Genomic DNA, 26,556 nt, shown 5'->3' on the forward strand with positions numbered 1-26,556 from the left:
CGGTCACCGATGCCCCTGGCCCCACCCGTTGCCCACACGGGCTGCGGGGTGCGGCCAGTTATCCGGGGCGGTGATAGCGCCCGCACGGGACGATCATCGGCGTGTGTGACACCGGATCGTCAACGATCACGCTCGCCATGCCAAACACCTGCTGCACCAGCGCGGCGCTGATAATCTCCGCCGGTTTGCCTTCCGCCACGATCGTGCCAGCGCGCATTACGATCAGATGGTCGGCGTAGCGGCAGGCCTGGTTGAGATCGTGCAGCACCGCCACCAGCGTGTGGCCGTGCTGCTGGTTCAGCTCGCGGAACAGATCCAGCAACTCAATCTGATGGGCGATGTCCAGCCAGGTGGTGGGCTCATCCAGCAGCAGCAGCGGCGTCTGCTGCGCCAGCACCATCGCCACCCACACCCGCTGCCGCTGGCCGCCGGAGAGTTCGTCGACGCTGCGCTGCGCCAGATCGCTGACGTTAGTGGCCGCCATTGCCGCCTCGACCGCCTGGTGATCGGCCTCGCTCCACTGGCGCAGCAGGCTCTGATGCGGATAACGCCCGCGCGCCACCAGATCGGCGACGCTAATCCCCTCCGGCACGATAGCGTGCTGCGGCAGCAGGCCAAGCTGACGCGCCAGCGCTTTGGTCTCCATCTGGTGAATATCCTGACCGTCCAGCAGCACCTGGCCGCTGCGCGGCCTGAGCAGGCGACACAGCGAGCGCAGCAGCGTTGACTTGCCGCAGGCGTTCGGCCCGATAATCACCGTGAATTTGCGGTCCGGGATCTGCACGCTGAGGTCGCGGGCGATCACCTTCTGTTCGTAGGCCAGCGTCAGGCCGGTGGCCTGCAGGCGGGCTGAGATAGTATCCATCAACGTCGTGACTCCCTGATTAGTAATCCGATCAGATACAGGCCGCCGATGCTGACGGTGACGGCACCGACCGGCAGCTGTATCCCGTTAAATCCCTGCTGGGCGAGAGCGTCGGCCAGCAGCAGCAGCAGCGCGCCGGTGGTGGCCGCCGAGAACAGCGGCACGCCGGGCGCGGCGGTGAGCCGCCGGGCGATCTGCGGCGCGGCCAGCGCGATAAAGGCAATCGGCCCGGCGGTGGCGGTGGCAACGGCGGTGAGCACGATCGCACCAAACATCAGCTGCAGGCGGCTGCGCCCGGTGTTGATGCCCAGCGCGCGGGCGCTGTCGTCCCCCATCTCCATCAGCTGCAGGCGGCGGCCCGCCAGCAGCACCGCGACCAGCGTCAGCGGCACCACCAGCAGCGCCGGCTGTCCTTTTGCCCAGGTCAGGCCGTTCAGCGTGCCTGCGCCCCACAGCGCGGCACTCATCGCCTTCTCCAGCGAAGCGCTGATAATCAGCCAGGTGTTGAGCGCCGACAGCACCGCACCAACGCCGATGCCGACGATAATCAGGCGAAATCCGGCGATGCCCTGCCGCCAGGCCAGCAGCCAGACCAGCGCGGCGGCGGCAATGCCGCCCAGCAGCGCGCCGAAGGCGGTCTGATAAAAGCCGCCGTTAAACAGCACGATCGCCACCAGCGCGCCGGTGTAAGCACCGGTATTAAAACCGATCACGTCCGGGCTGCCGAGCGGGTTGCGGATCGCCGACTGGAAAATCGCGCCGCTGACGCCCAGTGCGGCACCGAGCACCAGCGCCAGCACCACCCGCGGCGCGCGCCACTGGGTAATCACCGTCACCACTCCGCGCGGCCCTTCGCCCTGCAGCGCCTGCCACAGCTGGCCCGGCGTCACCGTCAGCGTACCGTGCGCCAGGGCAAACAGCCCGGTCAGCAGCGCCAGCAGCAGCAGAATGAAGTTAACCCACAGTACCCGCCGCGACAGCCGCAGGCTGAGCGGGCCGCCGCGCCGGCCGATCAACACAACAGAATCAGACATCGGCGGCTCCTGACGATTTTTGACGGCGTACCAGCCAGATCAGCACCGGTTCACCAAACAGCGCGGTGACCACCGAAACCCGCAGCTCGCCGCTGACCATCAGCCGCCCGGCGATATCCGCCGTCAACAGCAGGATCGGCGCCAGCAGCAGCGACCCGACTAATATCCAGCGCTGATCCGGCCCGGCCCAGCGCCGGGCAATGTGCGGCACCATCAGCCCGATAAAGGCGATCGGGCCGACCAGCGCGGTGGCCGATCCACAGAGCAGCGTCACCGCCAGCAGCGCCAGCAGGCGCACCGCAATCACCCGGGTGCCCAGCGCCGCCGCCAGCTCTTCGCCCATGCTTAGCGCATTCAGCGATCGCGGCGTGGCCAGCGCCAGCAGCAGGCCGACGATAATCGCCGGCGCCACCAGCAACAGGTTGTCCACCGAGCGAATATCCAGCGTGCCGGCCTGCCAGAAGCGCAGCTGGTCATAGGTTTGCGGGTTAAGCAGCGAGACCGACGAAGTGAAACCGTTAAGCACCGCGGTCAGCGCCACCCCGGCCAGCGTCAGCCGCACCGGACTGACCCGCCCGCCGCCGAGCGAGCCGATCAGCCATACCGCCACGCTGGCCAGCAGCGCGCCGGTCCACGCCAGCCCCAGCCAGCCAGCCATGCCGCTGACGTTAAACAGCGTGATGCCCAGTACCATGGCAAAGCTGGCCCCGGCGTTAACGCCGAGGATCCCGGGATCGGCCAGCGGGTTGCGGGTCAGCGCCTGGATCACCGCCCCTGCCCCGCCCAGCGCCAGGCCGACCAGCAGCCCGGCCAGGGTACGCGGCAGCCTGGCCTCAATAATAAGGGTAGCGTCCGCGCTGTGCAGCTGGCCGCTCAGGCTGTGCCAGACCACCGCCGGCGCGATGCTTTTCGCACCGATAAACAGGCTGGCGATGCTGACCAGCAGCAGCACCAGCAGTGCCAGGGCGATCGCGGGTAGCCGCGATCGCGAGGCGCGGTCGGGCGCAGAAGATCCGCTCAGGATTGCAGGGCTCACGGCGTTTTAAAGCGCTGTTCAATGCGCTCCAGCAGGTTGCTGGCGCTGTAGTAATCCAGCCTGAAGGTGTCCGGCCCGAACGCCCATACCCGCTTCGCCATCACCGGCGGCAGCGCTGCCAGGAACGGGTTGCTCAATACCTTAGCCACCGTGTCGTCGTCGGTGGCAAACAGCAGCACTGACTGACCCGTTATTCCCGCCGCCATCGTTTCGCCCGAGAGCTGGATAATATCGTTGCGCCTGCCCATGCTGCTGCCGCCATGCACCTCCGCCGGCGGCATTGCCAGGCTGAAGCCCAGTTCAGTGAGCAGCTTGCCCTGCGCCGAGGCCGGGGTCCACAGGTTGACCCCGCGCCCGTCCTCATAATAAACCAGCGCCGACACCGGCTGCGGCGGCAGGGTAATCGCCTGTTTCACCCGCTGCACGCGCTGCGCAAAGCGCTCGCTGACCCGTTTTGCATCGGCCTCATGGCCGGTGGCCGCACCCAGCTCCGCCGCCAGCTGTTGCCAGCTTTTATCGCCGTAGTCGACCACCAGCACCGGCGCTATCGCCGCCAGCTGCTCCTGCAGTTTCACCGCCGAATCGCCGCCGGTCGCCGCAATGACGATCAGATCCGGTGCCGCAGCGGCGATGGCCTCCGCATTCGGTTCACTGACATAGAGCGGCTGCAGGCCGCGTTCGGATGCCACCTGGCTCCACTGGGTGAAAAAGCCGCGATCGTCGGCCACCGACGTCCTACGCGCGGTCGCCCCCGATCCCACCAGCGGCGCGTTAATTGCCAGCAGCGTGCCGGTCAGCGTCACGCTGGTTGAGACGATGCGCTGGGGTTGCTGCTGCAGGGTTAATGGCCCCTGCGGCGTTTGCAGGGTACGCGGCCAGCCGCTGGCTGACGGCTGAGCGTTGTTTTGCTGAGGTGCAGCCTGAGCCTGGTCGTTGCCGTTCTGCATCGCGGGCTGCGGCGGTTCCACGTGATGATCATTCGTGGCTGACGCCGTCGTTGAATCAGAGTGCGCTTGCGCAGCTGGCGCGGTGGTGTTTGGATCCGATTGCGGATTATCGCAGCCGCTAACGGCAAGAACGAGCAGTAGCGAGGTGAAGGTCATCGCGCCGCGCAGAGCGGAAGAGGAGAGGTTCATGGCGATCAACTGACTGAAAATGAGTCTTATTATCATACCTGCAGACGCAGTGAAATCAAACGCTTTGCACTGCAGCCACGCAGTTGTCCTTTCCCATTTCCATTCCCCGACTACCCTTTTCGCCCGCGTCCTCCCTGTTGGCTGTTGCGTTGCTGTCTTAAGGGCGTAGCTTCCTGCTCTCGTGGTGGGTTCGGCTGATGCGTTGCTGTATTAAAGGCGTAGCTTCCTGTTCTGGTGGTGGGTTCGGCCGCAGGCGAAAAGAACGCCGGGACGCTGCAAGTACGTCCCTGTAAGCTCGGGCGGCGCTCCCTGCGCCGCACGCCCGGCTAACCTAAGAACGCCGGGACGCTGCGAGTTCGACCGCGGGCGAAAAGAACGCCGGGACGCTGCAAGTACGTCCCTGTAAGCTCGGGCGGCGCTCCCTGCGCCGCACGCCCGGCTAACCTTTTCGCCCGCGTCCTCCCTGTTGGCTGTTGTGTTGCTGTCTTAAGGGCGTAGCTTCCTGCTCTGGTGGTGAGTTCGGCTGTTGCGTTACTGTCTTAAAGGCGCAGCTTCCTGCTCTGGTGGTGGATTCGGCTGTTGCGTTGCTGTATTAAAGGCGTAGCTTCCTGTTCTGGTGGTGGGTTCGGCCGCAGGCGAAAAGAACGCCGGGACGCTGCAAGTACGTCCCTGTAAGCTCGGGCGGCGCTCCCTGCGCCGCACGCCCGGCTAACCTTTTCGCCCGCGTCCTCCCTGTTGGCTGTTGCGTTGCTGTTTGGGCGAAAAGAACGCCGGGACGCTGCAAGTACGTCCCTGTAAGCTCGGGCGGCGCTCCCTGCGCCGCACGCCCGGCTAACCTTTTCGCCCGCGTCCTCCCTGTGAGCTATTGTGTTGCTGCCTTAAAGGCGTAGCTTTTGGTGTCGGGTTGGGCTTGGGGTTGGGGTTGGGGTTGGGCAGGATACCGAAGATTAAGTAGTGGAAGCTGTCTGATTTAGTCTGATTTAGTTTGATTTGGTTTATTTGATTTTTTTGTCTGGTTTTAAAACAGCGACGCAGAAAATAGCAGGCAATCGGGGTTTATCCGGATAAGCGGACCTTCGGGCACAYGGACGTGCCCGGCAGAGCCCAGGGACGTTACTGGCGTGTCCGCGTTCCGGATAAACCCCGATTAGCCGGGCACCAAAACCTGAAGCGACCCGGCCCAAAAGCCACACCCCTACAGGCCAGGCACCTGAACCCGAAGCGACCCGGCCCAAAAGCCACACCCCTACAGGCCAGGCACCTGAACCCGAAGCGACCCGGCCCTAAAGCCACACCCCGACAGGCCAGGCACCTGAACCCGAAGCGACCCGGCCCAAAAGCCACGCCCCGATTAGCCGGGCCCCAAAATCTGAAGCGACCAGCAACCCTGTTTCGCTCTGATTAGACGTTAATCCAGCGCCCTTCAGCCGCCGATACGGCGATCGCTTCCAGCACCTTCGACACCTGCAGCCCTTCGGCGAAGTCGGGCCACATGCGGTCACCGGCCGCGATACCGTTAATCAGATCGCGAACTTCCACGGTCTTCTGATCGTTAAAGCCGATACCGTGCCCGGCAGAGATGCAGAAATTGGCATAATCCGGGTGCGCCGGGCCGGTAAGAATAGTTTTAAAGCCCTGACGGCCGGCGGGCTCATCGTGGATATACAGCTCCAGCTCCGCCATACGCTCCTGAGTATAACGAAGCGTACCTTTGGTGCCGGTGACCACGTAGGTCAGCCCCATCTTGCTGCCGCAGGCGATACGTGAGGTTTCAATCACGCCGTGCGCGCCGTTGTTAAAACGCAGCAGCGCACTGGCCTGATCTTCGTTCTCCACGTCGCGCAGCACCGCCGGGTTCTTCGGATCCGGGCGCTGTTTGATCACCGTCATCATATCGCCACTCACCTGGTCGATATTGCCCACCAGATAGTGCGCCATATTGACGATATGCGCCGCCAGATCGCCCAGCGCGCCGAGACCGGCCAGCGCCTTCTGGCAGTGCCAGTCCAGCGGCGTGGACGGATTGGCCAGATAATCTTCATTGTGGGTGCCATAGAAGTGCACCACCTCACCGATCTCACCGCGGGCAATGATCTCTTTCGCCAGCTGGCTGGTCGGGTTCTTCATATAGTTAAAGCCGACCAGCGTTTTCACTCCGGCCTGCTGTGCAGCACGCACCATCTCTTCGGCGTCCGCCACGTCCAGCGCCAGCGGCTTTTCAGAATAGACGTGCTTGCCGTGACGAATCGCTTCCAGCGCCATCTCTTTATGCAGGAAATTTGGCGCGCAAATGTCGACCACGTCGATGTCTGGATCGGCCACCAGCTCACGCCAGTCGCCGGTGGAACGGTTAAAGCCAAAGGCCTCCGCCTTTTCCCGCGCCAGCTCCGGGGTAACTTCCGCCACCATCTCGCGCACCAGCTCGCCTTTCAGGTTAAACACCGTCGGTGCCTGAGCGTAAGCAATGGCGTGGCAACGTCCGATATAGCCGGTGCCGATCAATCCGATTCTGACTTTTTGCATGGTGGGTCCTTAAGCGTAGGGGTTACAAAAATGAAATAAACGTGCAACTGGGATGGAATGTATATTCCGTTTATCGCCAACTCAAACTGAAAAGAGAGTAATCGTGATCGCGCTTGCGAAAAAACCTGCAACAGCACTGCAACGCGTGCTACAGGCTGCCAGACAAGGCGCAAAACGCAGATAAAAAGTCTGAAAAGCACAAAACCACGACAAAATGATGATTAATTCAGCAGTTGAACTAAATTCTCAGAACAGGCTTTGACATCCCCCCCACACCCCGATAATATCCGCCCCGTTCACACGATTCCTCTGTAGTTCAGTCGGTAGAACGGCGGACTGTTAATCCGTATGTCACTGGTTCGAGTCCAGTCAGAGGAGCCAAATTTTTTTGCTTTATCGGCATCACCTGCTAACTCCCGCTAAGCGGTTCGGTGCCCGATACCCGGCAGCCTGGTTTGCAGCTCCACAGGCAGAGATTCAGCTCATGTCTATTCTGCTATTCCCAATGGTTGTGACGTAGCACCCAAAGCATATTCGGTGACCACGATCCAGGTCGATCGGGGGCGGCGGGGAGATGATGTGGTCGCCGTGATGGAGCGGCTCAGGCAGACTGGAGATCGCCTGCTCAGCTAACGTCGCTCAGCCGTCTCTCTCCTCCGCCCGGCACATGGCTTAACAGCTGCCGCGTGTACGCCGCCTGCGGGTCGGTAAATAACGTCTCCGCGCTGCCCTGTTCGACCACCCGCCCGCGCTGCATCACTACCACGTAGTCGGAGATTTGCCGGATCACCGCCAGGTCGTGGGAGATCAGCAGATAGCTCAGCCCCAGCTCGCGCTGCAGGCGGTCCAGCAGGGTCAGGATCTGCGACTGCACCGCGGCGTCCAGCGCCGATACCGGTTCATCCAGCACCACCAGCTCCGGCGCAATGGCCAGCGCACGGGCGATCGCCACCCGCTGCCGCTGGCCGCCGGATAGCGCCCCCGGCCGGGATGCCAGCAGGCGCTGCGGCAGCTCTACGCTGTCCATCAGCTCTGCGGCGCGCGCGCGGCGGCTGCGGCGGTCGCCGATCCGAAACGCCTCCAGCGGCTCGGTGATAATCTCTTCCAGAGTCAGTTTTGGGTTCAGCGACGCATAGGGGTTCTGATAAACCACCTGCACCCGACGGCGAAACGCGTGGCGCTCGGCGCGCGAGGGGTGGCTGACGTCCTGACCGTCGAATTCTATCCGCCCGGCATCCGCGGTTTCCAGCCCGAGCAGCAGGCGCACGGTGGTCGACTTGCCCGAACCAGATTCGCCCACCAGGCTGGTGGTGGTGCCGCGCAGCAGCGGAAAGGAGACGCCGTCGACGGCGGTAAACAACCCGCGACCGCCCTGTGCCGGGAACCTTTTCACCAGCCCTTCGGCGCGCAGCAGCACCTGTTGCGTCTTAACCGCCCGGCGCGGCGGCACCGCGAAGAAGGCCGGCGAGGCCTGCAGCAGCTGGCGGGTGTAAGGGTGGCGCGGCTGGGTAAACAGCGCGGCGGCCGGGCCGCTCTCCACCACCTTACCCTGCTGCATCACCAGCACCCGGTCGGCACGCTCCAGCGCCACCTGCAGGTCGTGGGTGATCAGCAGCAGGGCAATGCCCCTGCCGCGCACCATCTCATCCAGTGCATCCAGCACCTGCTTCTGCACGCTGACGTCCAGCGCGCTGGTCGGCTCATCGGCGATTATCAGCTTAGGGTGGTGGCTCATCGCCATCGCCAGCAGCACGCGCTGGCGCATGCCGCCGGAGAGCTGGTGCGGATAGCTGTGCAGCACCCGCTGCGCGTCGCTCAGCCCGACCTCGGCCAGCAGGCTTTCCACCCGCAGCGCCGCCTGATTTTTCGGCACGCCGTGCAGGGTCAGCGCCTCGCGCATCTGCGTGCCGATGGTCTGAATCGGGTTCAGCGCCTGCGCCGGATCCTGCGGCACAAAGCCAATCTCCAGCCCGCGCAGCCGCTGCCACTGCCGCTGGCTGGCGTTTTCCAGCGGCTGGCCGCCGAGGGTTATTGCGCCGCTCACCCGACGGGCGCTTCTGCCCAACAGGCCCACCAGAGCCGAGGCGGTGGTGGATTTTCCCGAGCCGGAGCCGCCGACGATCGCCAGCACCTCGCCAGCGGCGATCTGCAGATCCAGGCCGTCGACGGCGCGCAGCGTCTGGCCGTCCGCCAGCGCATAGTCAATGCTCAGCTGTTCAACCTTCAGCAGTGCTGGCTGATTAATCTGTTGCAGGGTCTGGCTCATCGTTCCTCCGCCTGGTCCTGAATAAAGCCCGCCACCCGGTTGGTGGCCAGTACCGCCAGCACGATCATCAGCCCCGGCAGCGTGGTGTACCACCAGGCGGCGGCAATGTAGTTGCGCCCTTCGGCGACCAGCAGCCCCCACTCCGGCTGCGGCGGCGGTGCGCCAAAGCCAAGGAAGCTCAGCGACGACACCGACAACAGGGCGAAGCCCAGCTCCAGCGCGGCCAGCGACAGCACCGGTGCCAGCGCGTGCGGGATAATGTGGCGGCGGATTATGGTCAGATGGCTGACGCCGCCGGCCCGCGCCGCCTCGACAAACAGGTTCACCTTGCTGCGCAGCACTTCGCCGCGCGCCAGGCGGGCAAAGGTCGCCACCGACGACAGCCCGACGGCTACGGCGATATTCAGCGTGCCAAAGCCGAGCACGGTGACGATGGCCATCGCCAGCAGCAGGCTGGGAATGGCCATCAGCACGTCAATCGCCCGCATAAACAGGCGATCGGTGCGGCCGCCAGCGTAACCGGCGGTCACCCCGATACCGGCCCCGGCCAGCAGCGCAATCGCCACCGAAAACAGCGTCGCCTGCAGGGTCAGCGCGGTACCAGACACCGTGCGGCTGTAAATGTCGCGGCCTAAATGGTCGGTGCCAAACCAGTGGGCGGCGGAGGGCGGCTGCAGCGCCTGCTGCGGCACCCCGACCAGCGGGTCCTGCCCGGCGAAGAGGCCGGGGGCGATGCCCCACAGCGCCACCAGCACCAGCACCAGCAGGCTCAGCCACAGCGTGACGGCCAGCCGCCGCCGACGGCTCAGTCGGCGTTCGCCGGGTAAGATCAGGCTCATCGTGCCCCTCCGGCCGAAGCGTGGCTAATCCGCGGGTCAAGCAGCGGATAGAGCAGATCGACGATAAAGTTGACCAGCACAAAGATCGCCGCGGCGGTCAGCACCACCCCCTGCACCAGCGGAATATCCTGGGTGGAGACCGCGCCCTGCGCCAGCCGCCCGACGCCTTCGCGCGAGAAGATAGTTTCGGTGATCACCGCGCCGGCCAGCAGGTGGCCGAAGATCATCCCGGTCAGCGTCAGCAGCGGGATCGCCGCGTTGGGCAGCACGTGCCGCCACAGAAGGTGCGCCGTGCCCGCCCCCTTCAGCCGCAGCGCGTCGATAAACGGCCTGCGCCACACTTCACTCAGCGAACGATTTAATACCTGTGCCAGCGTTGCCGCCGTCGGCAGCGCCAGCGTTATCGCGGGTAACACCAGCGACCGCCAGCCCTGGTTGCCCATCGCCGGAAACCACGCGTTGCTGAAGGAGAAGGCCTGCAGCAGCAGCAGCCCGAGCCAGAAGGTCGGCAACGCCGCCCCCAGCGACGGCAGCGCCAGCAGCGCCGCCTTCAGCCGACCGGCCGGCAGTACGCTGATCCCCGCCGCCAGCCCGCCGCCAAGCGGCAGCGCCAGCACCAGCGCACACAGCGCCAGCAGCAGGGTCGGCGGCAGCGCCTGTAACAGCAGCGCGGTGACCGGCTTACCGATGACGATCGAGCTGCCCAGATCGCCGTGCAGCAGGTCCCACAGCGACCAGGCATACTGCAGATAAAACGGCTGGTCGAGGTGGTACTGCGCCTTCAGCGCGTTCAGCTGGGCAATATCCACCGTGCTCTGCTCGCCCTGGTTCAGCATGATGGTGACCGGATCGGACGGCAGGATATAGAGGATAAAGAAGGTCAGCGTATACGCCGCCCACAGCACCGCCAGGCTCATCAGCACCCGCTTTAGCAGCCAGTGGAGCTGCGGGCGCGGCGCACGGCTGACCACAGAAGGATCCGGCGGTGCCGTCTGTGCACTGTTCTCACTCATCGGTTAATACTCCTCGATTGTCACCGCTCGGTTCTCACCAGTCTCTGGCACTTATCGGTGCTTACCCTCGGTTTTCACCGTTCTCTGGCACTTATCGGTTATCTCCCACCCTTCCCCGTTTCCGCGTTACCGCCCCGGTTCAGGATTTCGGTGCCAGCCAGGCGTCGTACAGCTGGAAGCGTGACGACGCGTCAAAACGGAAGCCGTGCACGTTGCTGCCGGTGGCGACCACCGTCGACAGTTCGACCAGCGGAATAGCGTCACCGTCGGCGATCAGCCCGCGCGCGGCTTCACTAATCAGCGCCTGGCGCTGCTGGGTATCCAGCGTCTGGCTGGACTGGTACAGCGCGGTATCGATGGCGTTCGCGGCACGTTTATTGACGTTGCGCCCGCCCGGGCTGGCGTCAAACACCGTGCGCAGCACGTCCGGATCGGAACGCGTCAGGTTGTAAAACTCGGCGACCAGGCTGCCGCTGGCCTGGCGGGCCACCACCTGGGCAATCGGCGTCTTCTCCAGCTGCATCTCAATGCCGGCCAGCTTCAGCTGCTGCTGCACCAGTTCAATAAAGGGAGCCGACTGCCAGTAGCTGACGCTAAAGCTCAGCCGCTGGCCGTCCTTAACCCGAATGCCGTCAGCGCCGGCCTGCCAGCCGCCCTGCTCCAGCAGCGCCTTCGCCGCAGGCAGATCCGCCTTCAGCTGGCCGCTGAGGTCCTCGTACAGCGGAGTGGTTTTCGCCAGCACCGAGCTGGCCGGTGACTGGTAGCGCGACAGGATCGGCTGCAGCGCGGCGCGGTCGATGGCCAGGTTAAGCGCCTGACGCACGTTTTTATCCGCCATCAGCGCCTTTGACTGGTTAGGGAACAGGCTGTAGACCACCCCGGGGTTGGCGCGGGCGATAATCGGCAGATCTTTCGCCAGGATCAGCGGCTCATCCTGCGGCGTGACGCCGGCGTTGAGATCCAGCTGGCCCGAGACCAGGCTGCCGAAGCGTACGCCGGACTCCGGGATCACCCGGTACTCGATCGCTTCCAGGTAGCTTTCACCCTGGTGCTGCGCCAGCGACGACGGCCACTGATAGCCGCTGCGACGGGTGAGGTCCACCTTCTGGTTGTGCACAAAGGCGGAGACGACAAAAGGCCCGGTGCCGATCAGTTCGCCCTGGCAGCGCGCTTCCGCCGACGCCTGCACCGTTTTACTGGCGAAAAAGCCGAGGCTCATGGTCGAGGTCGCCTGCAGGAACTGGGCGTTGGGCTGGGCAAACACTACGGTGACGTGCTGCGCGTCCGGGGTTTCCACGCCGGTCAGCCCCTTCAGATAGGTGGAGCCGAGCGAAGCGCGGGCACCTAACGCCACGATGGCCTGCAGGTTCTCCTTCACCGAGGCGGAGGTAAACGGCGTGCCGTCGCTGAAGGTCACGCCGTCGCGCAGGGTAAAGGTGAAGCGGCGGTTATCGTCGCTGACCTTCCAGGCGCTGGCCAGCCAGGGAACGATTTTGCCGCTCTGCGGGTCCTGATCGGTCAGCGAGTCAGTGATCTGCCGGCCGACGTTGAGCGAGTTGTTGTTGCCGGCCTGCTGCGGATCGAGGCAGTTAGGGTCGGTATCAATGGCGAGGGTCATTTTGCCGCCGGAAACCGGCGTCAGCGGTTTTGCATCCGCCGTGCTGGCCGCATCCGGCTGGTCGCAGGCGCTGAGCGCCCCGGCAAACAGCAGCGGCAGCGCGAGGCGGCGCAGCCGGAACGAGTGAAACAGTGAAGCGTAACGATGGCCTTGTTGCACGTCCCTATCCTTTTATTTTTTAACCAGAGTTTTTCTGGATAGTTCCATAAAAGGCGGCGAGCGCTAAATATCAATACTTCCTATCCTGTGCCACGGTGCGGATATACCCTCAGGCGATCGGCGGCGGCGATTGGCATGTTTATCAGCGCTGCGCTGATGCACTTCGGCATCTCGTCCGGTTCCGGTGAATCTGCGCTGCTGATCCCGATCTTCTCACCGCTCGGTGACAACCCTGGCCTGACACGTCAGGTGATGGTGCAGACGGTGCTGCTGGGTGAAGGCATTGTGAACTGCATCAGCCCCACCTCCGGGGTGCTGATGGCGGTGCTGGCCACCGCCGGTATTCCGTTCGGCAAGTGGCTGCGCTTTGTCGGCCCGGTCGTGGCGGTGTGGTTTGTTATCTGCATCGTGATGCTGAGCAGTGGCGTGGCGATCAAGTGGGGGCCATTCTGATCGTCAGCCCGGCCCAACCGGCCGGGCCTTTTGCTTACAGGGCAAAAGCGAAGTGCGAACCGTCCGGCAGTTCAACGTCAAGCCGAAGTTTGCCGCCCGCCGCTTCGATATAGCGTTTCAGGGTAGAGAGTTTGAGATCGCGCCCTGGCTTTTCCATACCCGCGACGGTCGGCTGTTTAATACCCAGCGCGGCGGCCATCTCCACCTGAGTTTTTTGTACTTTTTCGCGCAGCTCTGCCAGGTGAATATTCAGCAGCATCTCTGCGGCGATCCCTTCTGCCTGCTCCACCACTTCTGGCTTTTCATCTGCCAGCAGCTGTTCCAGCGTTCTGCCCATCTTGCTACTCCTTGTGATTGTTAACGGCGAGTTTTTCCTCACCACCAGATGCCCTCACAAATATAGCTCCAAACAAATATAGCTACAAAGCTATAATCGCCTTCCCTGAGCCTTTAGCATCTTATGCTCAATGACAGAAGTACCGGTCCAGGCTGGCGGAAGTTAGCTCAGCCCCTGAATTCCCTCTTCCAGCAGGCGGATCTGCAACAGCGTCTGCTGGTCGCTGACCAGCTTTGGCTGCCCGTGGATCAGCGTGTCGTACAGGGCGTCGTAATAGCGCGCGTAGTCGCCGCGCTCAGAGACCACCTTCTGTTCGTGGAATACGCCCTGCTCGTCCACCCAGCTCAGCACGCCGTACTCTTCCGGCGTATCAAGGCCAAACCCGGGCTGATGCGGCAGATAAAACAGCTTCAGGTGCTCCTCCTGACGATCTTTTTTGTGCTTAACAAACGTGCCTTTGCTGCCGTAAACCACAAAGCTCGGGCGCTCTTTAACCCGGAAATAGCTGGATTTCACCGACACCTTCAGGCTGCGGTAATAGAGATCGACATCAAAATAGTCGTTCATTCGCCCCGGCCCCAGCAGCTGGCGCACGTCGTAGTGCACGCGGTCCGGCTCGCCAAACCAGGCGATCACCTGATCGAGGGTGTGGCAGCCGTGGCCATACAGGTAAGAGTCGATCTGGCTGAAGTGCGTGACCGACTGCGGCACCTCCGGGCGGAAGTAGTCGTAGTGCATCTCCAGCTCCAGCAGTTCGCCGAGCACGCCGGAGTCGATCACCCTGCGGGTGGTCAGGTAGTCGCTGTCGAAGCGGCGGTTCTGATAGCACTGGATCATCAGCCCGCGCTCTGCCGCCAGCGCAAACAGCCGTTCGGCTTCGGCCAGCGTGGCGGTAAAAGGTTTCTCCACCACGCAGTGTTTGCCGGCCAGCAGCACCTGTTCTGCCAGCGAAAAGTGGCTGGCGGAAGGGGTAGTGATCACCACCAGCTGGACCGCCGGGTCGCCCAGCAGCAGTTGCAGGTCGTCGGTGTAATCAACCCCGGCCTGGCGCGGCCACTCACCGGCGGTTAACCGGCGGGCGTAAATGGTTTTCACGGCGATCTTATCGGCCCGCGTCAGCACAAACGGCAGATGATAGCGGTTGGTGCTTTTGCCGTTGCCGATAAAGCCAATGGTCAGTTTCTCTGTCATGCTCATGATACCGCTCCCGCTTCGTCGGCCGGGAAGACGATCCCCTGCTGCCGGCGGCCCTCTTCCATCACCTCGGCCACCTGGCGGCTGACGGTGAGCATTTTTTCTGCGCTAGCAAAATCGCGGCCGTCGATGATGCGGGCAAACTCCCGGAACTCATACAGCAGGCGGTGTTCCCCGTCGGTAAAGTCGTGGTGTTCGCTGCTGCCATCGTGACGGATCAGATCAAAGCTGACCGCCTGGCTGACCGGAAGCGTCAGGCTGATGCTGGCCTTTTCGCCCTGCAGCACCGACACGGTCGGGGCCTGGCAGTCTTTGGCCCCGATGCACACGCACTTAAAGCTGCCGTAGTCGAGGATCATCACGCCGCTGGTATCGATACCGCGCTGAATATTGGCCTGATAGCTGACCGCCTGCGGCTTGCCAAACAGGCCGATGGCGAAGTGGACGTTGTAGATATTGATATCCATCAGCGCGCCGCCCGACTTCTGCGGGTCAAAGGCCGCGTGTACCTCGCCGGCCTGGAACGCCGCGTAGCGCGAGGAGTACTGGCTGTAGTTGAGGCTGACCAGCCGCAGCTCGCCCAGCGCCGGCAGCGACTCACGCAGCGCGCGGTAGCTGGGCAGCGCATGCACGTTCATCGCTTCCAGCACCATCAGCTGCTTTTCTGCCGCCAGCGCGCTCAGCGCCGCCAGCTCGGTGGCGTTGCTGGTAATCGGTTTTTCGATGATCAGGTGTTTACCGGCCTGCAGCGCCTGGCGGGCGAAGGTAAAGTGCAGGTGGTTTGGCAGGGCGATATAGACCGTATCCACGTCGCTTGCCAGCAGCTCTGCGTAGTCGTAAAACACCGCGCCGATGCCGTACGTCGCCGCCAGCTGCTCCGCGTGCGCGCGGCTGCGAACGGTGGCCAGCAGCGACAGGGATTCAATCTCTACCTTATGCAGGGTGGTCAGCAGGTCCTGCACCATCTTACCCGTTCCAAGAATGGCTAATTTCATGATACCCCTCGTTAATGTTCTGATTCTGCCTCAGGGCAGCGGGCCGCTATCAGCCTCTGCGGCCAGCCCTCCGGCGGCCACAATCCCGCGCCCTGAGATCGCAATCGCTTATTAATAGCATAAAAACGCGCATAATAAAGCAAAATCACTTACAATCACTTAAGCGATATGCCATTTTATGGCAACGGGTGCGTCAGCGGTTGGCGTAACGCACCTGCCCCTTAGCGTAACTGACGGACGTGATATGACCCAGGATGAGCGGCTGATTGAGCTGGAACAACGGATAAAGCGCCAGGGCAAGGTGACGCTGGAGGAGATCTGCCAGCAGTACGGTATCTCGACCGATTCCGCGCGGCGCGATCTGGTCAGGCTGAGCCACAACCCGCAGATTATGCGCATACGCGGTGGGGCGATTCTGGCCGAAACGCGGGTGGGCGTGCCCTTTGTTAACCGCCCGCAGTTTGACGAGACGAAGCAGCGCCTGGCGCAGGGGGCGGTACAGGCCATCGCCAGCAACGAGATCCTTTTTATTGACGCCGGTACCACCTCGGTCGCCCTCGCCCGCCAGCTGATCCTGCCCGCGACGGTAATCACCAACTCGCCGGAGGTGCTGAACGAGGCGATCGGCAAGCCACATATCGCCATTACCGTGCTCGGCGGCAGCCTGGACGCCCACTCGCACGCCATCCTCGGCAGCACCACCGTGGCGCAGATCCGCCAGTATCACGCCGATCGGGCGATTATCGGCGTCAGCGCGCTGTCGGCCGCCGGCATCACCACCGAAACCGAAGCCGACGCGCAGCTTAAACTGGCGATGGCGCAGCAGGCGCGCAAGGTGGTGTGCATCACCGCGTTTGAGAAATTCAATACGCAGCTGATGCACCAGTCGTGCGGCTGGGCGGATATCGACCAGATCGTCACCGACCGCACGCCGCCGCAGACTATTCTGGCGCTGATTGAGCGGTTTGAGATTGAGTTGCTGGTGGTGGATAGAAACCGGTAACATTGCCTCAGCAGCGAGGAGCACAACGATGAACAAAAATTTTGAAAACAGCCGACTTAAAGGCAGGATTGCTGAAGTTTCAATCAACGGTTTTCGCAGTTTAAAAAACATTGACCGATTATCTTTGCCACAGCTCACCGTTTTAATTGGTGCCAACGGCGTCGGTAAGTCCGGTTTTATCCGCTTTTTTGAGATGCTGGGCTGGATGTTTCGCTCACAAAAACTTCAGGAATTTGTACTGCGTAATGGCGGCGGAGATGACCAGTTTTTTATGGGCTCCCGCACTACCCCAGAAATTACCGCTGAAATACGTATTCACACTGAACGCGGGTACAACGATTACGCGTTTAAAATGGCGCATCTCTCCGCCGGTGACACTTGTATGCTTACTGAGGAAGCATACAGGTACTCAGATACCAGTAAGCATACCGAGGCAAACTGGACGCGTCTGAGGGCACCGGCTAAAGAGTCCGCGTTGCCCGAGCAAAAAAATCCAACGGCAAAGACTATTCATCGTTTGCTGAAACAGTGTGCAACGTATCAGTTTCATGACACGTCAAGTAATGCCGCCATCCATATGCGTTGGGATATCTCAGACTCATTTCAGTTGAGAGCTGATGGCGGTAATCTGGCTGCCGTTCTGCTGGATTTGCAGCAAACCAGTCGGCCTCTTTACAAATTTATTGTGCGTCAAATTCAGCGTGTTTTTCCCGCGATGGATGACTTTGCATTGGAACCTTCATCAGGAAAAGTGTTACTTCGCTGGAAAAGCAAATTTAGCGACAAGATTTTCGGTTCACATCTGACTTCAGATGGCACTTTGCGCCTTTTCTGCCTGATTACCCTGCTTAACATGCCGGAAGAACGCCTGCCCGATATTATGTTTTTTGATGAACCTGAGCTTGGCTTGCATCCCCATGCCATCACGTTGGTCTGTGAAATGATGCGGCGGATAGCGCAAACTCGTCAGCTGTTTATCGCTACACAATCTCCCTATATGGTCGATTGTTTTGATCTGGAAAATATTATCGTCGCTAACGCAGTCGATGGTGCAACAGAACTGCGCAATCTGCCGGCTGAAAAGTATCAACAGTGGCTTGACGATGAGTACCTGCTGTCGGAAATCTGGCTTAAATCTCCGGTAGGAGTACCTTTATGATGCGTGTTTGCGTAGTTTGTGAAGGTCCGACGGAAGTTGAATTTATTCGCACCGCCGTTGCACCGCACCTGAACAACGAACATTTTTACCTTTTCCCCAGCATCATCCAGGCTCCTTCAGGTCGACACCGCGGAGGACGGGTGACAGTTGAGCGTCTGGTCAATTTCATGCGTCATCAATATTATGAAGCCGACAGGCTAACCACTTTCGTTGATTTTTATGGTTTTCAGGATGCCAACGGTCGCTCTGCCAGCGTATTAGAAAATGAGATCCTCCAGGGGCTGGTTCAACAGGGATTACAGGCACATCGAATTATGCCTTACCTGCAAATGTATGAGTTTGAGGCGCTCCTTTTTTCTGATGTTGATAAATTTGAATATGTTCTTGATGGATGGAATGTTCGGGTAAAAGAGCAATTGCTGACTATCAGCCAGCAGTTTTTGACACCTGAAGCGATTAATAACCACCCTTCTACCGCACCATCAAAGCGTATTCTCAACGTATTTCCAGCGGGTACTTATAGTAAAACGATACACGGCCCAATCATTGCCGAAGAGATCGGAATTGACACTCTGCGTCAACGCTGCCCGGGTTTTAATGGATGGATCGAACGTCTTGAGCAGTGGAAAGCAATGAGCCAGCCTTAAACCTAATGTCACTGACCGGCTGGCTCGTCGCACCCTGATTCAGAGCGTCAAATCGCGCATCAACAACGCGTGCAACCAATACCACAGATGCACCGCCAGGCTCTGCGCCTCGCCTTCAATCCCCCCACTGCGGTATCCGGGGCTATAGGGCTAAGGTGCAAGCTCTCTGACCCTTGTTCAAGTCACTCAGTAAACAGCGCGGAAACCGGATACTTCAACTCGATTTCCGGCTCATCCGCTAACCACCTCTCCATGTGGGCCATTAAGTATCCGGCGCTCTCTTCTGCGGTCGCTCGACCTGTAACAGATCCGGGTTAGTGAACCACGCATCAAGCCAGAAGATCAGATCGGAAGGATTACTGATAAAGTTGCCCTCCAGTAAAACCAGCGCAAAGTCCTGCTCCACCTCCGAACCCTGGGCCTGGCGCACGCAGTTAATTACCTGCAGTAGTTCCTGCTAGCTGAAATCCTCGTTATAGCGCTACTAATTAAACGCCATGTGGGTGAGGGCTTTTGACACTATCCATGAAGCAAAATCCCTCAAGTCGGTAAAGCCTTGCGGATATGTTACCTGGTTGTGCCGGTCAGCAAACATTGCCTGTATCTCAGCATCCTGTTCAGATGAGCCGCTATCGAATTTCTCAAGAATCTCATCGGCCTGGATTGCCAGCTGTTTGATTTTCTTGCTGCTGACTTTCGTGAGTTGTATGCGGTCTGGCAAGGGCGTGGGATATTCTTATTAAGAATAGCGGGCTGCAATAGATAGCGCAGGGTGAATGTTAGAGCATGGGGAACATAAAAACGCAAATAGATGATGATTAATAATTAAATCTGCGTTGGCGAACTGAATATTAAGCGTTATTTTCCCCGAAAAAAAACGGTGCGGTGATTCTTGCGCTTTATGTCTTAGTTCTGGCACTGCACGTGTCAGTAGAAGGAAATTAGACCAGCTAATAATTATAAATCAAACCGCTAACATTAAGCTTAAAATAAGAATGCACAGTGATGTAAGGATAACCGTGAGCCTGCCAGTGTTACTGTGTAACTGCCCACTCACTAAAGATGATCGCAAAATTTTCCGCTGATCTAAATAATAAAATAACTCATTGACAGCGATCAGTTCCGGATCGGCATACTACACATTTTTCGAAACATCTCCTCTAGCCAGATAAATAACTTTCCACACCTAGCCATCTACCCGAAATAATTTTCGTGTCTTTATCCTGGCTCGGAGCAATCTGTTCAGCGATTCAAAAACGTTCATGGTTTAGTTGCCCTTGCGGATATCCTGCTGATAGCTGAACAGCACCATTCTATGTCTATGTGACTAAAATAATTATCTGCAAGTAAATCATAACAAAACCCTTCAAAATCAGTTGAATCCAGCGAATTAAAGTTGAAATCCATGCCCCCCCCCTTAACTTTACCTTCCAATTACTCGTATGCTTAAAGCAGTGACTATCCACTAGTACGAGGATAAAAAATAGTACGCGAAACCAGCAGATAAATATTAGCTTGCCAAAGACGCAACTCCCAGTATTTTTAGGCGTGAACCCTGCTCTGAGCACGGACACTAAATATCCAGATAATTTATGTATAATTAGTTATATTAATCTTATTAACCATTTCTCATCACATCCTATCTCACCCTCTGATTTATCGCTTTCCTAATACGGTATAAATAGTATCATACGCTCATTTTTGGATGGAAATAAATGTATTTGCGTAAGAGTTTCTAGCCTCTATCGATGTTCATCCTCGATAGAGGCCTTGATTATTGCTGGCACATAATTGCCTTCAGGACATCATTTTTAGCGAATCAGAGGCGGTCGAAAATAGATCCTTTACGCGGAACCAGAATTTTCTCATAGAGTTTGGTCGCATAGTCATCCGTCATTCCAGAAACATAGTCACAGATAACACGCATACCTTCCTGTTCACCGAAGCTAACCTGCCTCTCATAAACTTCTCTCGTCGACGCCGGTAAGAACCTGTGCGGATCACTAGCAAGTACACTGAACAACTCGACAATCATCTTTTGTCCCTTAAATTCCAGCAACTGCACATTTTCATGTTTAATAACTTTGTACTTTACCAACATGAAAATTTTTAACCGCAGCGCTTCAACGGGTTCCGGAAGAACTGCATTATATTTCATCATTCCGCATTCGAATGCCTTATTTTTAGTTTGGAGTTCAACGCTAGTGATCATCAGATGAACCAGCATGCCGATGCACTCTTTACGCTTGTAACTTTCACCAAACAGGCAATCTGCCACTGATTCGCATGTACCGGTGAATGTAATACCGTGACAGTCAACAAACAGATTTTCATGTCCACTGAAATGGTCCATCCACATGGCCCTAGTCACCATGCCGAGAGAAATGGCGTCCTCCAGATCGTGCAAGGAATACGAAATTTCATCTGCAAGATCCATAATTGTAGTATCGAGAGCTTTATAGGAAGCAGTCTTATGGTCGGTGTTGATGTTAGAAGGTCTGATGGAAGTAAATAACTCCCGATCTTGTTCAGTGAATGGTTTTAGTGCAAAATCTACAATATTTATCTCTGAATCCAGGTAGCATTTTGGGGGTTTAAAATCAGATGATTTAAAGAGCCAACTCTGCCTCCTCGCAGGGTCATGGCTACTTGCTTTATTTACCACGAGTTTGGAATAATTAACTGGATATTTCAGCACGCCCAGCAGAAGTCTACGGGTGGGATCGAGGCCATGCTCCTTAGTATACTTATCCAGTCTGGAGAGAATACGAAGAGTCTGGCCATTTCCTTCAAAGCCACCGTGGTCTTGCATGCAATAGTTGAGAGCTACCTCCCCACCATGACCAAACGGTGGATGCCCAATGTCATGCGCAAGGCATATTGCCTGCATCAAATCACCATCAGGTAAAAACTGCGTTTCTTCCTTACCGGCATATTTTATTTTCAGTTTCGCAAGAAGACCTGAACCGATTTGTGCGACTTCCATTGAGTGGGTCAGTCGTGTACGGTAAAAATCACTTTCTCCCAAACCCAGAACCTGCGTTTTGGACTGCAGACGACGGAAAGGGGATGAGTGAATCAGCCGAGAAAGGTCGCGCTGGGCTTCAGACCTAATCTCTTCCTGACGTGGATTATTTGAACCACGCCGTTCATCCCAGACGTTTTTTTTAATCTGATCCATATTTTTTCCTTATTTTACTCTGTGCAGCACGGCGCTTGACGCTGTTCTGACTTCATATTGGATTGGTTCTGCTTACAAATTAAACGAAGCAAAATAGTTATCTTTTTCAGAATGCATTTCTATTAAATGGCCTCTTTTTCGCCAGTTTCACTCCGCTCAAGGATTTGTTGATAAGGCACATGTGCTCTTGGTATTACTGGTGTGCCTTGAGGTTTTCTGGTCCACACCGGGCAACAAAGAGGTCGATAAAATAGTCGCCGTTTTTATCGGCAATCAGAGAAGGATGAAGGCCGACTCTTCATGGAGATACAGACTAAGATCATCGAGCTTTTCGTTGATCCCTTTGGTTCTTAGCAGACAGCCGGACAGATCGTCCCAACCGTTGTTGCCGAACATCGCCACACGGCCCTGTTGATCGCAGCCAAACCAGGCGTAGTAGGTGCCCTATTCAGGTTTCCAGTCCGGCCCCAGACCCCAGCTCATCCTTTTCTCCCTGTCGAAATTAGTAACGACTCAATGTGCTGGCCGGTCAAAACCAGACTTGCTGAGATTATCCGTGCATTTGATTTAAAATGTAAGTATCTAGTGAATAAAACTTACCATTTTACCAGGTACAGCCATTGAGCAGAATAAAATAAATTCAACATTTTCAATTGTTTACTTCATTCTTGATATTAAAATAAACTCTACGCATAGCAAATTCAGTTTAATAAGTTAACTTAAGCTAAATGAACCTTACTCGCTGAAGCCGGATAAGATGCGCGATTCAGGTTGCAGCACCAAGTTCCTTGTCGCTAACTGCCGTAATGAGCGGATCTTGACCAGTTAGCTGGCATACCCGGACTAATCCCTACACCACGCATAGCCCACATTTAAAAAACATCAAGACAACAACTCTAAATATAGAATAAATAATTAATTAAAGCCTTGTCAGACGACGCCGATAACCCAGAACTGTATTTTTTAACTTTACATCAGGGTTTATATGACTATCACACAACGTTTGTTGTTGGCATTTTTTCTGCTGGCATTATCCCTTTTCTCACTGGTTGCCGTTTCACTCTCGGTGATCTCGGGTTTTCAGTCGCGCTTTGAATATGTCCAGGCGAATGCGATACCCAGTATCAAAGATCTGAACAAATCAATCAGTGCGACCAATCAGCTGGGCATTGCGCTGTACCGCCATCAGACGGCGACTAACAACGCCGACAAGACCGCCGCCGAGCAGAGGATCAACGGCCTGATGGACACGTTGAAATCGCTTACCGATTATTACATGGCGAACGACATCTCCAGCGATGAGGATAAGAAGATGACCGAGCAGGCATTCGCGAATATCGATGCCGTTCGTGCAGCTCTGCCTGCTTTTTTAACCGCTTCCGCCAGCAATAACAATGATGCGGTTTCTCTGGACCTGCTCAAAGGGGAGAATGGCGTGGGTGCAGCCACCAGAAAAATGGAGTCAGCATTTACCAGGCAGATTGATTTAAATATTAAAATTGGTGATGAATTAAGAGTCATAAATAAGCGGATCTACTCGCAAACGTTTTGGATCATGACCGGTGTTTCGCTCGCCGCCATTCTGCTGCTTGGGCTGTTTTCTGTCCGAATCATCCTTGGCATTAAGCGCAGCCTGAACAGTATGCAAAACACCATGACCGAGGTCAGTAATACACTTGACCTGACGCGAGTGGCTTCCGTGCTGAGAAATGATGAAATCGGGCAAACCGCCACGGCGTTCAACAACCTGCTTAAAAAGGTTTCGACAACCCTGGTGTCGGTGAACCATGCGGCACAGTCTGTCAGCACGGGCTCTACCCAGATCGCCGCAGGCAATGAAGACCTGTCTTCACGCACCGAGCAGCAGGCAGCGTCGCTGGAGCAGACTGCCGCCAGCATGGCCACCTTAAGCGATACCGTCAGGCAGAACGCAGAGGGTGCGGTCCAGGCCAGCACGCTAGCGAATAATGCGAACGATCTCTCACGGCAGAACGGCAATGCCGTCAGTCAGATGCTGGAAACCATGTCCGATATTCGCGGCAGCTCAGCAAAAATTTCTGAAATCACCGGGCTGATTGAAGGAATTTCATTCCAGACCAATATCCTGGCGCTTAACGCGGCGGTTGAGGCCGCACGCGCAGGTGAGCACGGCAGAGGGTTTGCGGTGGTGGCTTCTGAGGTGCGTAACCTGGCACAGCGCTCTTCTTCTGCCGCGCGCGAGATCAAGGACCTGATTTCAGTTTCCGTTTCACAGGTCGAGCAGGGACTGGAACAGGCAACGCAGGTTGGCGGCAATACAGAAAATGTCAGCACGGCGATTCAGCAGGTGGCCGATCTGGTTAATGAAATTGCTGCAGCAACCTCTGAACAGAGTAAAGGCATTGAGCAGGTTCATCAGGCCATCGGGCAGATGGATGAAGTCACACAACAGAACGCCTCGCTGGTGGAAGAAGCGTCCGCGGCATCAAAATCCCTGCAGGAGCAGTCGGAAACCCTTTCCGAACTGGTCTCCACGTTTACCCTGGAAGAGGATACTACCCGTGCCGTGCCACGGACTCTGGCCCCGCTTAGCCGAACGTCTCAGGCTCCAAAAATCCCCCATTTGCCTGCCGCAGACGCGAGTAAGGTAAACTGGGAAAGCTTTTAAGTTTTTGCGCCCCGGCACCTGAGAACACACCTGTCACCAGCGCTGGTACGTCAGCGCTTGTGATGTACTCATACTGAAATCTCCGCCATTGGGGGAAATGTGAGTTGGGGTGCCTCTCAGGAGCGTTCAGCTGACATATCAGAGATTTCATCTACCCCGTCTGCAAAGGGTGGTCAGTCCACTTATCCCGGCGCTAACGGATAGATTACTCCGCTCCATTACTTAACAGGAGACTCGAATGTCACTGATTTCACAGCGCGTTGCGTCCGCCAGAAATGGCACTAACGATAAAGTTATCTGTCGTATGCCGTCCGGTTGGGCGGTGATGGGTGATGTTCAGTTCCTGACCGGTTACTGCCTGCTGTTGCCTGACCCGGTGGTGCCGGCTCTCAACGATCTGGATACAGCAGCCCGGCAACAGTATCTGCTGGATATGGCTCTACTGGGAGATGCCATGTTAGCGGCAACAGGGGCGTTGCGGATTAACTATGAAATTCTGGGCAACTCTGAACCGGAACTGCACTGTCATCTGTTCCCGCGCTACGCGTCTGAACCAGAACAGAAGCGTAAAATGCCGGTCTGGTTTTATGACTGGAAAACGGCTCCCCCCTACAGGGAAGATCAACACGGCGCGCTGAAGCATAAGATTGCCACTTTGTTGGGTGATGCGCTTCTCAGCAGTTGCCCACAGAATCAACCCCGTTGAATTAACATTTTAAATATCGTATAACAACCGCCTCCGAGGGGTGTCCTGTGATGGGCTGAGATGGCAGCAATGCCGAACCCTTTGAACCTGATCTGGGTCATGCCAGCGAAGGGACGGGTCGACACCACAGCACCAGACTGCCTGTTCAGCGCGCCATTACGCCCGGATCTCCATACACTGACTGGAGGTCCTATGTACGATAATTCCGCTTCTCCTATTGATTTCAGCCACGGGCTGTTTGGCCGCCTGCGCGCCGCAACCAACGCCGACTGGCAGCACTACGTTAACCATCCGTTTGTGCAGCAGCTGGGCGCGGGCACCCTGCCCCACGAGGCGTTTCGCCGCTATCTGACCCAGGACTATCTGTTCCTCGTCCACTTCGCCCGCGCCTATGCGCTGCTGGTCAGCAAGTTCCATACGCTGCCGGAAATGCGTGCCGCCACCGCTTCGCTGAACGGCATCGTCGGCGAGCTGCCGCTGCACGTCGGCTACTGCGAGAGCTGGGGGCTGAACGAAGCGCAGATGGCCGCCGAGCCGGAAGCGATGGAGACCATCAACTACACCCGCTACGTGCTGGATATCGGCCACTCAGGCGACGCGCTGGATCTGCTGGCGGCGCTGCTGCCCTGCGTGGCCGGTTACGCCGAGATTGGCCTGACACTGTTACACAGCCCGGCCACGGTGCTGGAGGGCAATCCTTACGCCTCGTGGACCGCCAACTACGGCGACAGCGGCTATCACGCCAGCGTGCGCGCCTCGATCGATCTGCTGGAGCAGGCTGGCCGCGATCGCGGAGCCGAAAGCCGCTTTGCCCGGCTGACGGAGATTTTCGCCACCGCCACCCGGCTGGAGTCGGCCTTCTGGCAGATGGGGCTGAACGCCGTTGGCCAGGCGGAACGCAGATAATGTCACAGCCGTTAACCACCCCGCCGCCCGGCATTCAGGTTCGCGACCTCAGCCTGCGGTTTGGCGCACGTACCATCTTTGAGCGGCTGAGTTTTGATATCACCGGCGGCAGCTTTGTTGCGCTGCTGGGGGCCAGCGGTGCCGGTAAGACCAGCCTGCTGAAGATACTTGCCGGGCTGGAGAACGCCAGTAGCGGCACGGTGAGCGGCAGCGACGGCCAGCCGATTGCGGGGCGCATCGCCTGGATGGGCCAGCAGGACCTGCTGTATCCGTGGCTCAGCGTGTTGCAGAACATCACTCTCGGCCCGCGCCTGCGCGGCGAGCGGCCGGATATGTCGCGGGCGCAGCTGCTGCTGGAACAGGTAGGGCTCGGCGGCCACGGCGACGATCTGCCCGCGGTGCTCTCCGGCGGCATGCGCCAGCGCGCCGCCATCGCCCGCACACTGTATGAGGATCGGCCGGTGGTGCTGATGGATGAGCCGTTTTCGGCGCTGGATGCGATTACCCGCGCCAGCATTCAGACGCTGGCGGCCACGCTGCTGGCCGGGCGCACGGTGCTGCTGATCACCCACGATCCGCAGGAGGCCTGCCGACTCAGCCACCGCCTGCTGGTGCTGCACCGCCATCCAGGCGGCATTGATGACGGCCACACTATCGCCGGGCTGCCGCCGCGCGCACCGGATAACGCCGATCTGCTGAGAAGCCAGGGCGAGCTGATGCGCCAGCTGTCGGGGGAAGCCGAATGATGCTCCATGAACGACGCCCTACCCGCTGGCTGACCGGAGAAGCCGAATGATGCCCCGTGAACGACGCATTACCCGCTGGGTGACCGGTGAAAA

At 58.3% G+C, this 26,556-nt stretch carries 22 protein-coding genes, 1 tRNA gene and 1 riboswitch; of the genes, 9 read left to right on the plus strand and 14 right to left on the minus strand.

The window, feature by feature from the left end; genetic code table 11:
* Positions 1-58: 58 nt before the first annotated feature.
* The 5 genes from ASF13_RS04435 to ASF13_RS04455 all read right to left on the minus strand — a co-directional run bounded on the left by ASF13_RS04435 (position 59) and on the right by ASF13_RS04455 (position 6,594).
* On the minus strand, positions 59-865 hold the full coding sequence (locus tag ASF13_RS04435) for an ABC transporter ATP-binding protein (RefSeq protein ID WP_101506609.1): 807 nt from the start codon (positions 863-865) through the stop codon (positions 59-61).
* Entirely contained in the window at positions 865-1,899 is a 1,035-nt protein-coding gene (gene fepG / locus ASF13_RS04440; protein WP_056233008.1) for an iron-enterobactin ABC transporter permease, read from the minus strand. Before fepG ends, ASF13_RS04435 begins: the two co-directional genes overlap by 1 nt.
* Positions 1,892-2,935: a Fe(3+)-siderophore ABC transporter permease gene (fepD, locus tag ASF13_RS04445; protein ID WP_056233010.1), complete on the minus strand. Its 1,044-nt coding sequence runs from the start codon at positions 2,933-2,935 to the stop codon at positions 1,892-1,894. Before fepD ends, fepG begins: the two co-directional genes overlap by 8 nt.
* Positions 2,932-3,882: a Fe2+-enterobactin ABC transporter substrate-binding protein gene (fepB, locus tag ASF13_RS04450; protein ID WP_056233466.1), complete on the minus strand. Its 951-nt coding sequence runs from the start codon at positions 3,880-3,882 to the stop codon at positions 2,932-2,934. The genes fepD and fepB overlap by 4 nt, the downstream gene beginning before the upstream one ends.
* A 1,590-nt stretch (positions 3,883-5,472) precedes the next feature.
* Positions 5,473-6,594 (minus strand): Gfo/Idh/MocA family protein, encoded by a 1,122-nt coding sequence (locus ASF13_RS04455; RefSeq protein WP_056233012.1) that lies wholly within the window; start codon positions 6,592-6,594, stop codon positions 5,473-5,475.
* A 305-nt stretch (positions 6,595-6,899) separates the two neighbouring features.
* Here ASF13_RS04455 and ASF13_RS04460 point away from each other — a divergent pair.
* Positions 6,900-6,975: transfer RNA gene (locus ASF13_RS04460), tRNA-Asn, on the plus strand.
* Positions 6,976-7,219: 244 nt separating this feature from the next.
* Here the strand turns inward: ASF13_RS04460 and ASF13_RS04465 are convergent.
* The 4 genes from ASF13_RS04465 to ASF13_RS04480 form a co-directional block, all read right to left on the minus strand.
* The gene (locus tag ASF13_RS04465; RefSeq protein WP_056233014.1) at positions 7,220-8,860 is read right to left on the minus strand and encodes an ABC transporter ATP-binding protein; all 1,641 of its coding nucleotides are present in this window, start codon (positions 8,858-8,860) and stop codon (positions 7,220-7,222) included.
* Positions 8,857-9,699: an ABC transporter permease gene (locus ASF13_RS04470; RefSeq protein ID WP_056233016.1), complete on the minus strand. Its 843-nt coding sequence runs from the start codon at positions 9,697-9,699 to the stop codon at positions 8,857-8,859. The genes ASF13_RS04465 and ASF13_RS04470 overlap by 4 nt, the downstream gene beginning before the upstream one ends.
* Entirely contained in the window at positions 9,696-10,712 is a 1,017-nt protein-coding gene (locus ASF13_RS04475) for an ABC transporter permease (protein WP_056233018.1), read from the minus strand. Before ASF13_RS04475 ends, ASF13_RS04470 begins: the two co-directional genes overlap by 4 nt.
* 139 nt (positions 10,713-10,851) lie before the next feature.
* Positions 10,852-12,489: an ABC transporter substrate-binding protein gene (locus ASF13_RS04480; RefSeq protein WP_082502285.1), complete on the minus strand. Its 1,638-nt coding sequence runs from the start codon at positions 12,487-12,489 to the stop codon at positions 10,852-10,854.
* Between the two features lie 87 nt (positions 12,490-12,576).
* Between ASF13_RS04480 and ASF13_RS04485 the strand changes: the two genes are divergently transcribed.
* The gene (locus tag ASF13_RS04485; RefSeq protein WP_255354406.1) at positions 12,577-12,942 is read left to right on the plus strand and encodes a hypothetical protein; all 366 of its coding nucleotides are present in this window, start codon (positions 12,577-12,579) and stop codon (positions 12,940-12,942) included.
* 34 nt (positions 12,943-12,976) lie between these two features.
* On the opposite strand, the gene ASF13_RS04490 is transcribed toward ASF13_RS04485, so the two are convergent.
* From ASF13_RS04490 to ASF13_RS04500, 3 genes are all read right to left on the minus strand, one after another.
* The gene (locus tag ASF13_RS04490; RefSeq protein WP_056233022.1) at positions 12,977-13,279 is read right to left on the minus strand and encodes a helix-turn-helix domain-containing protein; all 303 of its coding nucleotides are present in this window, start codon (positions 13,277-13,279) and stop codon (positions 12,977-12,979) included.
* 162 nt (positions 13,280-13,441) lie between these two features.
* Positions 13,442-14,476 carry a Gfo/Idh/MocA family oxidoreductase gene (locus tag ASF13_RS04495; RefSeq protein ID WP_233209023.1) on the minus strand — a complete coding sequence of 345 codons (1,035 nt, stop codon included), beginning with the start codon at positions 14,474-14,476 and terminating at the stop codon, positions 13,442-13,444.
* On the minus strand, positions 14,473-15,468 hold the full coding sequence (locus tag ASF13_RS04500; protein ID WP_056233026.1) for a Gfo/Idh/MocA family protein: 996 nt from the start codon (positions 15,466-15,468) through the stop codon (positions 14,473-14,475). The genes ASF13_RS04495 and ASF13_RS04500 overlap by 4 nt, the downstream gene beginning before the upstream one ends.
* Positions 15,469-15,712: 244 nt before the next feature.
* Here ASF13_RS04500 and ASF13_RS04505 point away from each other — a divergent pair, with 244 nt between their 5' ends.
* The 3 genes from ASF13_RS04505 to ASF13_RS04515 are packed head-to-tail and all read left to right on the plus strand — an operon-like array spanning position 15,713 to position 18,277.
* The gene (locus ASF13_RS04505; RefSeq protein ID WP_056233028.1) at positions 15,713-16,471 is read left to right on the plus strand and encodes a DeoR/GlpR family DNA-binding transcription regulator; all 759 of its coding nucleotides are present in this window, start codon (positions 15,713-15,715) and stop codon (positions 16,469-16,471) included.
* 28 nt (positions 16,472-16,499) lie between these two features.
* Positions 16,500-17,630, plus strand: a complete 1,131-nt coding sequence (locus ASF13_RS04510; protein WP_056233030.1) for an AAA family ATPase — start codon at positions 16,500-16,502, stop codon at positions 17,628-17,630.
* Entirely contained in the window at positions 17,627-18,277 is a 651-nt protein-coding gene (locus ASF13_RS04515; RefSeq protein WP_072166280.1) for a DUF4276 family protein, read from the plus strand. The genes ASF13_RS04510 and ASF13_RS04515 overlap by 4 nt, the downstream gene beginning before the upstream one ends.
* A gap of 262 nt (positions 18,278-18,539) precedes the next feature.
* Here ASF13_RS04515 and ASF13_RS25280 read toward each other — a convergent pair whose 3' ends face one another.
* Positions 18,540-18,707 (minus strand): hypothetical protein, encoded by a 168-nt coding sequence (locus tag ASF13_RS25280; protein ID WP_369814360.1) that lies wholly within the window; start codon positions 18,705-18,707, stop codon positions 18,540-18,542.
* 1,389 nt (positions 18,708-20,096) lie between these two features.
* Complete coding sequence (locus ASF13_RS04525; RefSeq protein ID WP_056233034.1) at positions 20,097-21,458, minus strand: anti-phage deoxyguanosine triphosphatase; 1,362 nt, start codon at positions 21,456-21,458, stop codon at positions 20,097-20,099.
* A gap of 985 nt (positions 21,459-22,443) precedes the next feature.
* Between ASF13_RS04525 and ASF13_RS04530 the strand changes: the two genes are divergently transcribed.
* From ASF13_RS04530 to ASF13_RS04545, 4 genes are all read left to right on the plus strand, one after another.
* Positions 22,444-24,105, plus strand: a complete 1,662-nt coding sequence (locus tag ASF13_RS04530; RefSeq protein ID WP_056233035.1) for a methyl-accepting chemotaxis protein — start codon at positions 22,444-22,446, stop codon at positions 24,103-24,105.
* A gap of 325 nt (positions 24,106-24,430) precedes the next feature.
* The gene (locus tag ASF13_RS04535) at positions 24,431-24,811 is read left to right on the plus strand and encodes an HIT family protein (protein ID WP_200929769.1); all 381 of its coding nucleotides are present in this window, start codon (positions 24,431-24,433) and stop codon (positions 24,809-24,811) included.
* A 26-nt stretch (positions 24,812-24,837) separates the two neighbouring features.
* Positions 24,838-24,942: riboswitch (TPP riboswitch) on the plus strand.
* A gap of 61 nt (positions 24,943-25,003) precedes the next feature.
* Positions 25,004-25,717, plus strand: coding sequence for a thiaminase II (tenA, locus tag ASF13_RS04540; RefSeq protein ID WP_056233039.1), 714 nt, complete (start codon positions 25,004-25,006; stop codon positions 25,715-25,717).
* Positions 25,717-26,463, plus strand: coding sequence for an ABC transporter ATP-binding protein (locus ASF13_RS04545; protein ID WP_056233040.1), 747 nt, complete (start codon positions 25,717-25,719; stop codon positions 26,461-26,463). Before tenA ends, ASF13_RS04545 begins: the two co-directional genes overlap by 1 nt.
* The last annotated feature ends 93 nt before the right edge of the window (positions 26,464-26,556 follow it).

The organism is Erwinia sp. Leaf53 (assembly GCF_001422605.1).
Lineage (GTDB): Bacteria > Pseudomonadota > Gammaproteobacteria > Enterobacterales > Enterobacteriaceae > Erwinia.

Excerpts from the sequence above, each read along its gene's own strand:
- ASF13_RS04435 (WP_101506609.1), bottom strand. The coding sequence starts at position 865 with ATGGATACTATCTCAGCCCGCCTGCAGGCCACCGGCCTGACGCTGGCC.
- fepG (WP_056233008.1), bottom strand. The coding sequence starts at position 1,899 with ATGTCTGATTCTGTTGTGTTGATCGGCCGGCGCGGCGGCCCGCTCAGC.
- fepB (WP_056233466.1), bottom strand. The coding sequence starts at position 3,882 with ATGCAGAACGGCAACGACCAGGCTCAGGCTGCACCTCAGCAAAACAAC.
- ASF13_RS04455 (WP_056233012.1), bottom strand. The coding sequence starts at position 6,594 with ATGCAAAAAGTCAGAATCGGATTGATCGGCACCGGCTATATCGGACGT.
- ASF13_RS04465 (WP_056233014.1), bottom strand. The coding sequence starts at position 8,860 with ATGAGCCAGACCCTGCAACAGATTAATCAGCCAGCACTGCTGAAGGTT.
- ASF13_RS04470 (WP_056233016.1), bottom strand. The coding sequence starts at position 9,699 with ATGAGCCTGATCTTACCCGGCGAACGCCGACTGAGCCGTCGGCGGCGG.
- ASF13_RS04475 (WP_056233018.1), bottom strand. The coding sequence starts at position 10,712 with ATGAGTGAGAACAGTGCACAGACGGCACCGCCGGATCCTTCTGTGGTC.
- ASF13_RS04490 (WP_056233022.1), bottom strand. The coding sequence starts at position 13,279 with ATGGGCAGAACGCTGGAACAGCTGCTGGCAGATGAAAAGCCAGAAGTG.
- ASF13_RS04495 (WP_233209023.1), bottom strand. The coding sequence starts at position 14,476 with ATGAGCATGACAGAGAAACTGACCATTGGCTTTATCGGCAACGGCAAA.
- ASF13_RS04500 (WP_056233026.1), bottom strand. The coding sequence starts at position 15,468 with ATGAAATTAGCCATTCTTGGAACGGGTAAGATGGTGCAGGACCTGCTG.
- ASF13_RS04505 (WP_056233028.1), top strand. The coding sequence starts at position 15,713 with ATGACCCAGGATGAGCGGCTGATTGAGCTGGAACAACGGATAAAGCGC.
- ASF13_RS04510 (WP_056233030.1), top strand. The coding sequence starts at position 16,500 with ATGAACAAAAATTTTGAAAACAGCCGACTTAAAGGCAGGATTGCTGAA.
- ASF13_RS04515 (WP_072166280.1), top strand. The coding sequence starts at position 17,627 with ATGATGCGTGTTTGCGTAGTTTGTGAAGGTCCGACGGAAGTTGAATTT.
- ASF13_RS04525 (WP_056233034.1), bottom strand. The coding sequence starts at position 21,458 with ATGGATCAGATTAAAAAAAACGTCTGGGATGAACGGCGTGGTTCAAAT.
- ASF13_RS04530 (WP_056233035.1), top strand. The coding sequence starts at position 22,444 with ATGACTATCACACAACGTTTGTTGTTGGCATTTTTTCTGCTGGCATTA.
- ASF13_RS04535 (WP_200929769.1), top strand. The coding sequence starts at position 24,431 with ATGGGTGATGTTCAGTTCCTGACCGGTTACTGCCTGCTGTTGCCTGAC.
- tenA (WP_056233039.1), top strand. The coding sequence starts at position 25,004 with ATGTACGATAATTCCGCTTCTCCTATTGATTTCAGCCACGGGCTGTTT.
- ASF13_RS04545 (WP_056233040.1), top strand. The coding sequence starts at position 25,717 with ATGTCACAGCCGTTAACCACCCCGCCGCCCGGCATTCAGGTTCGCGAC.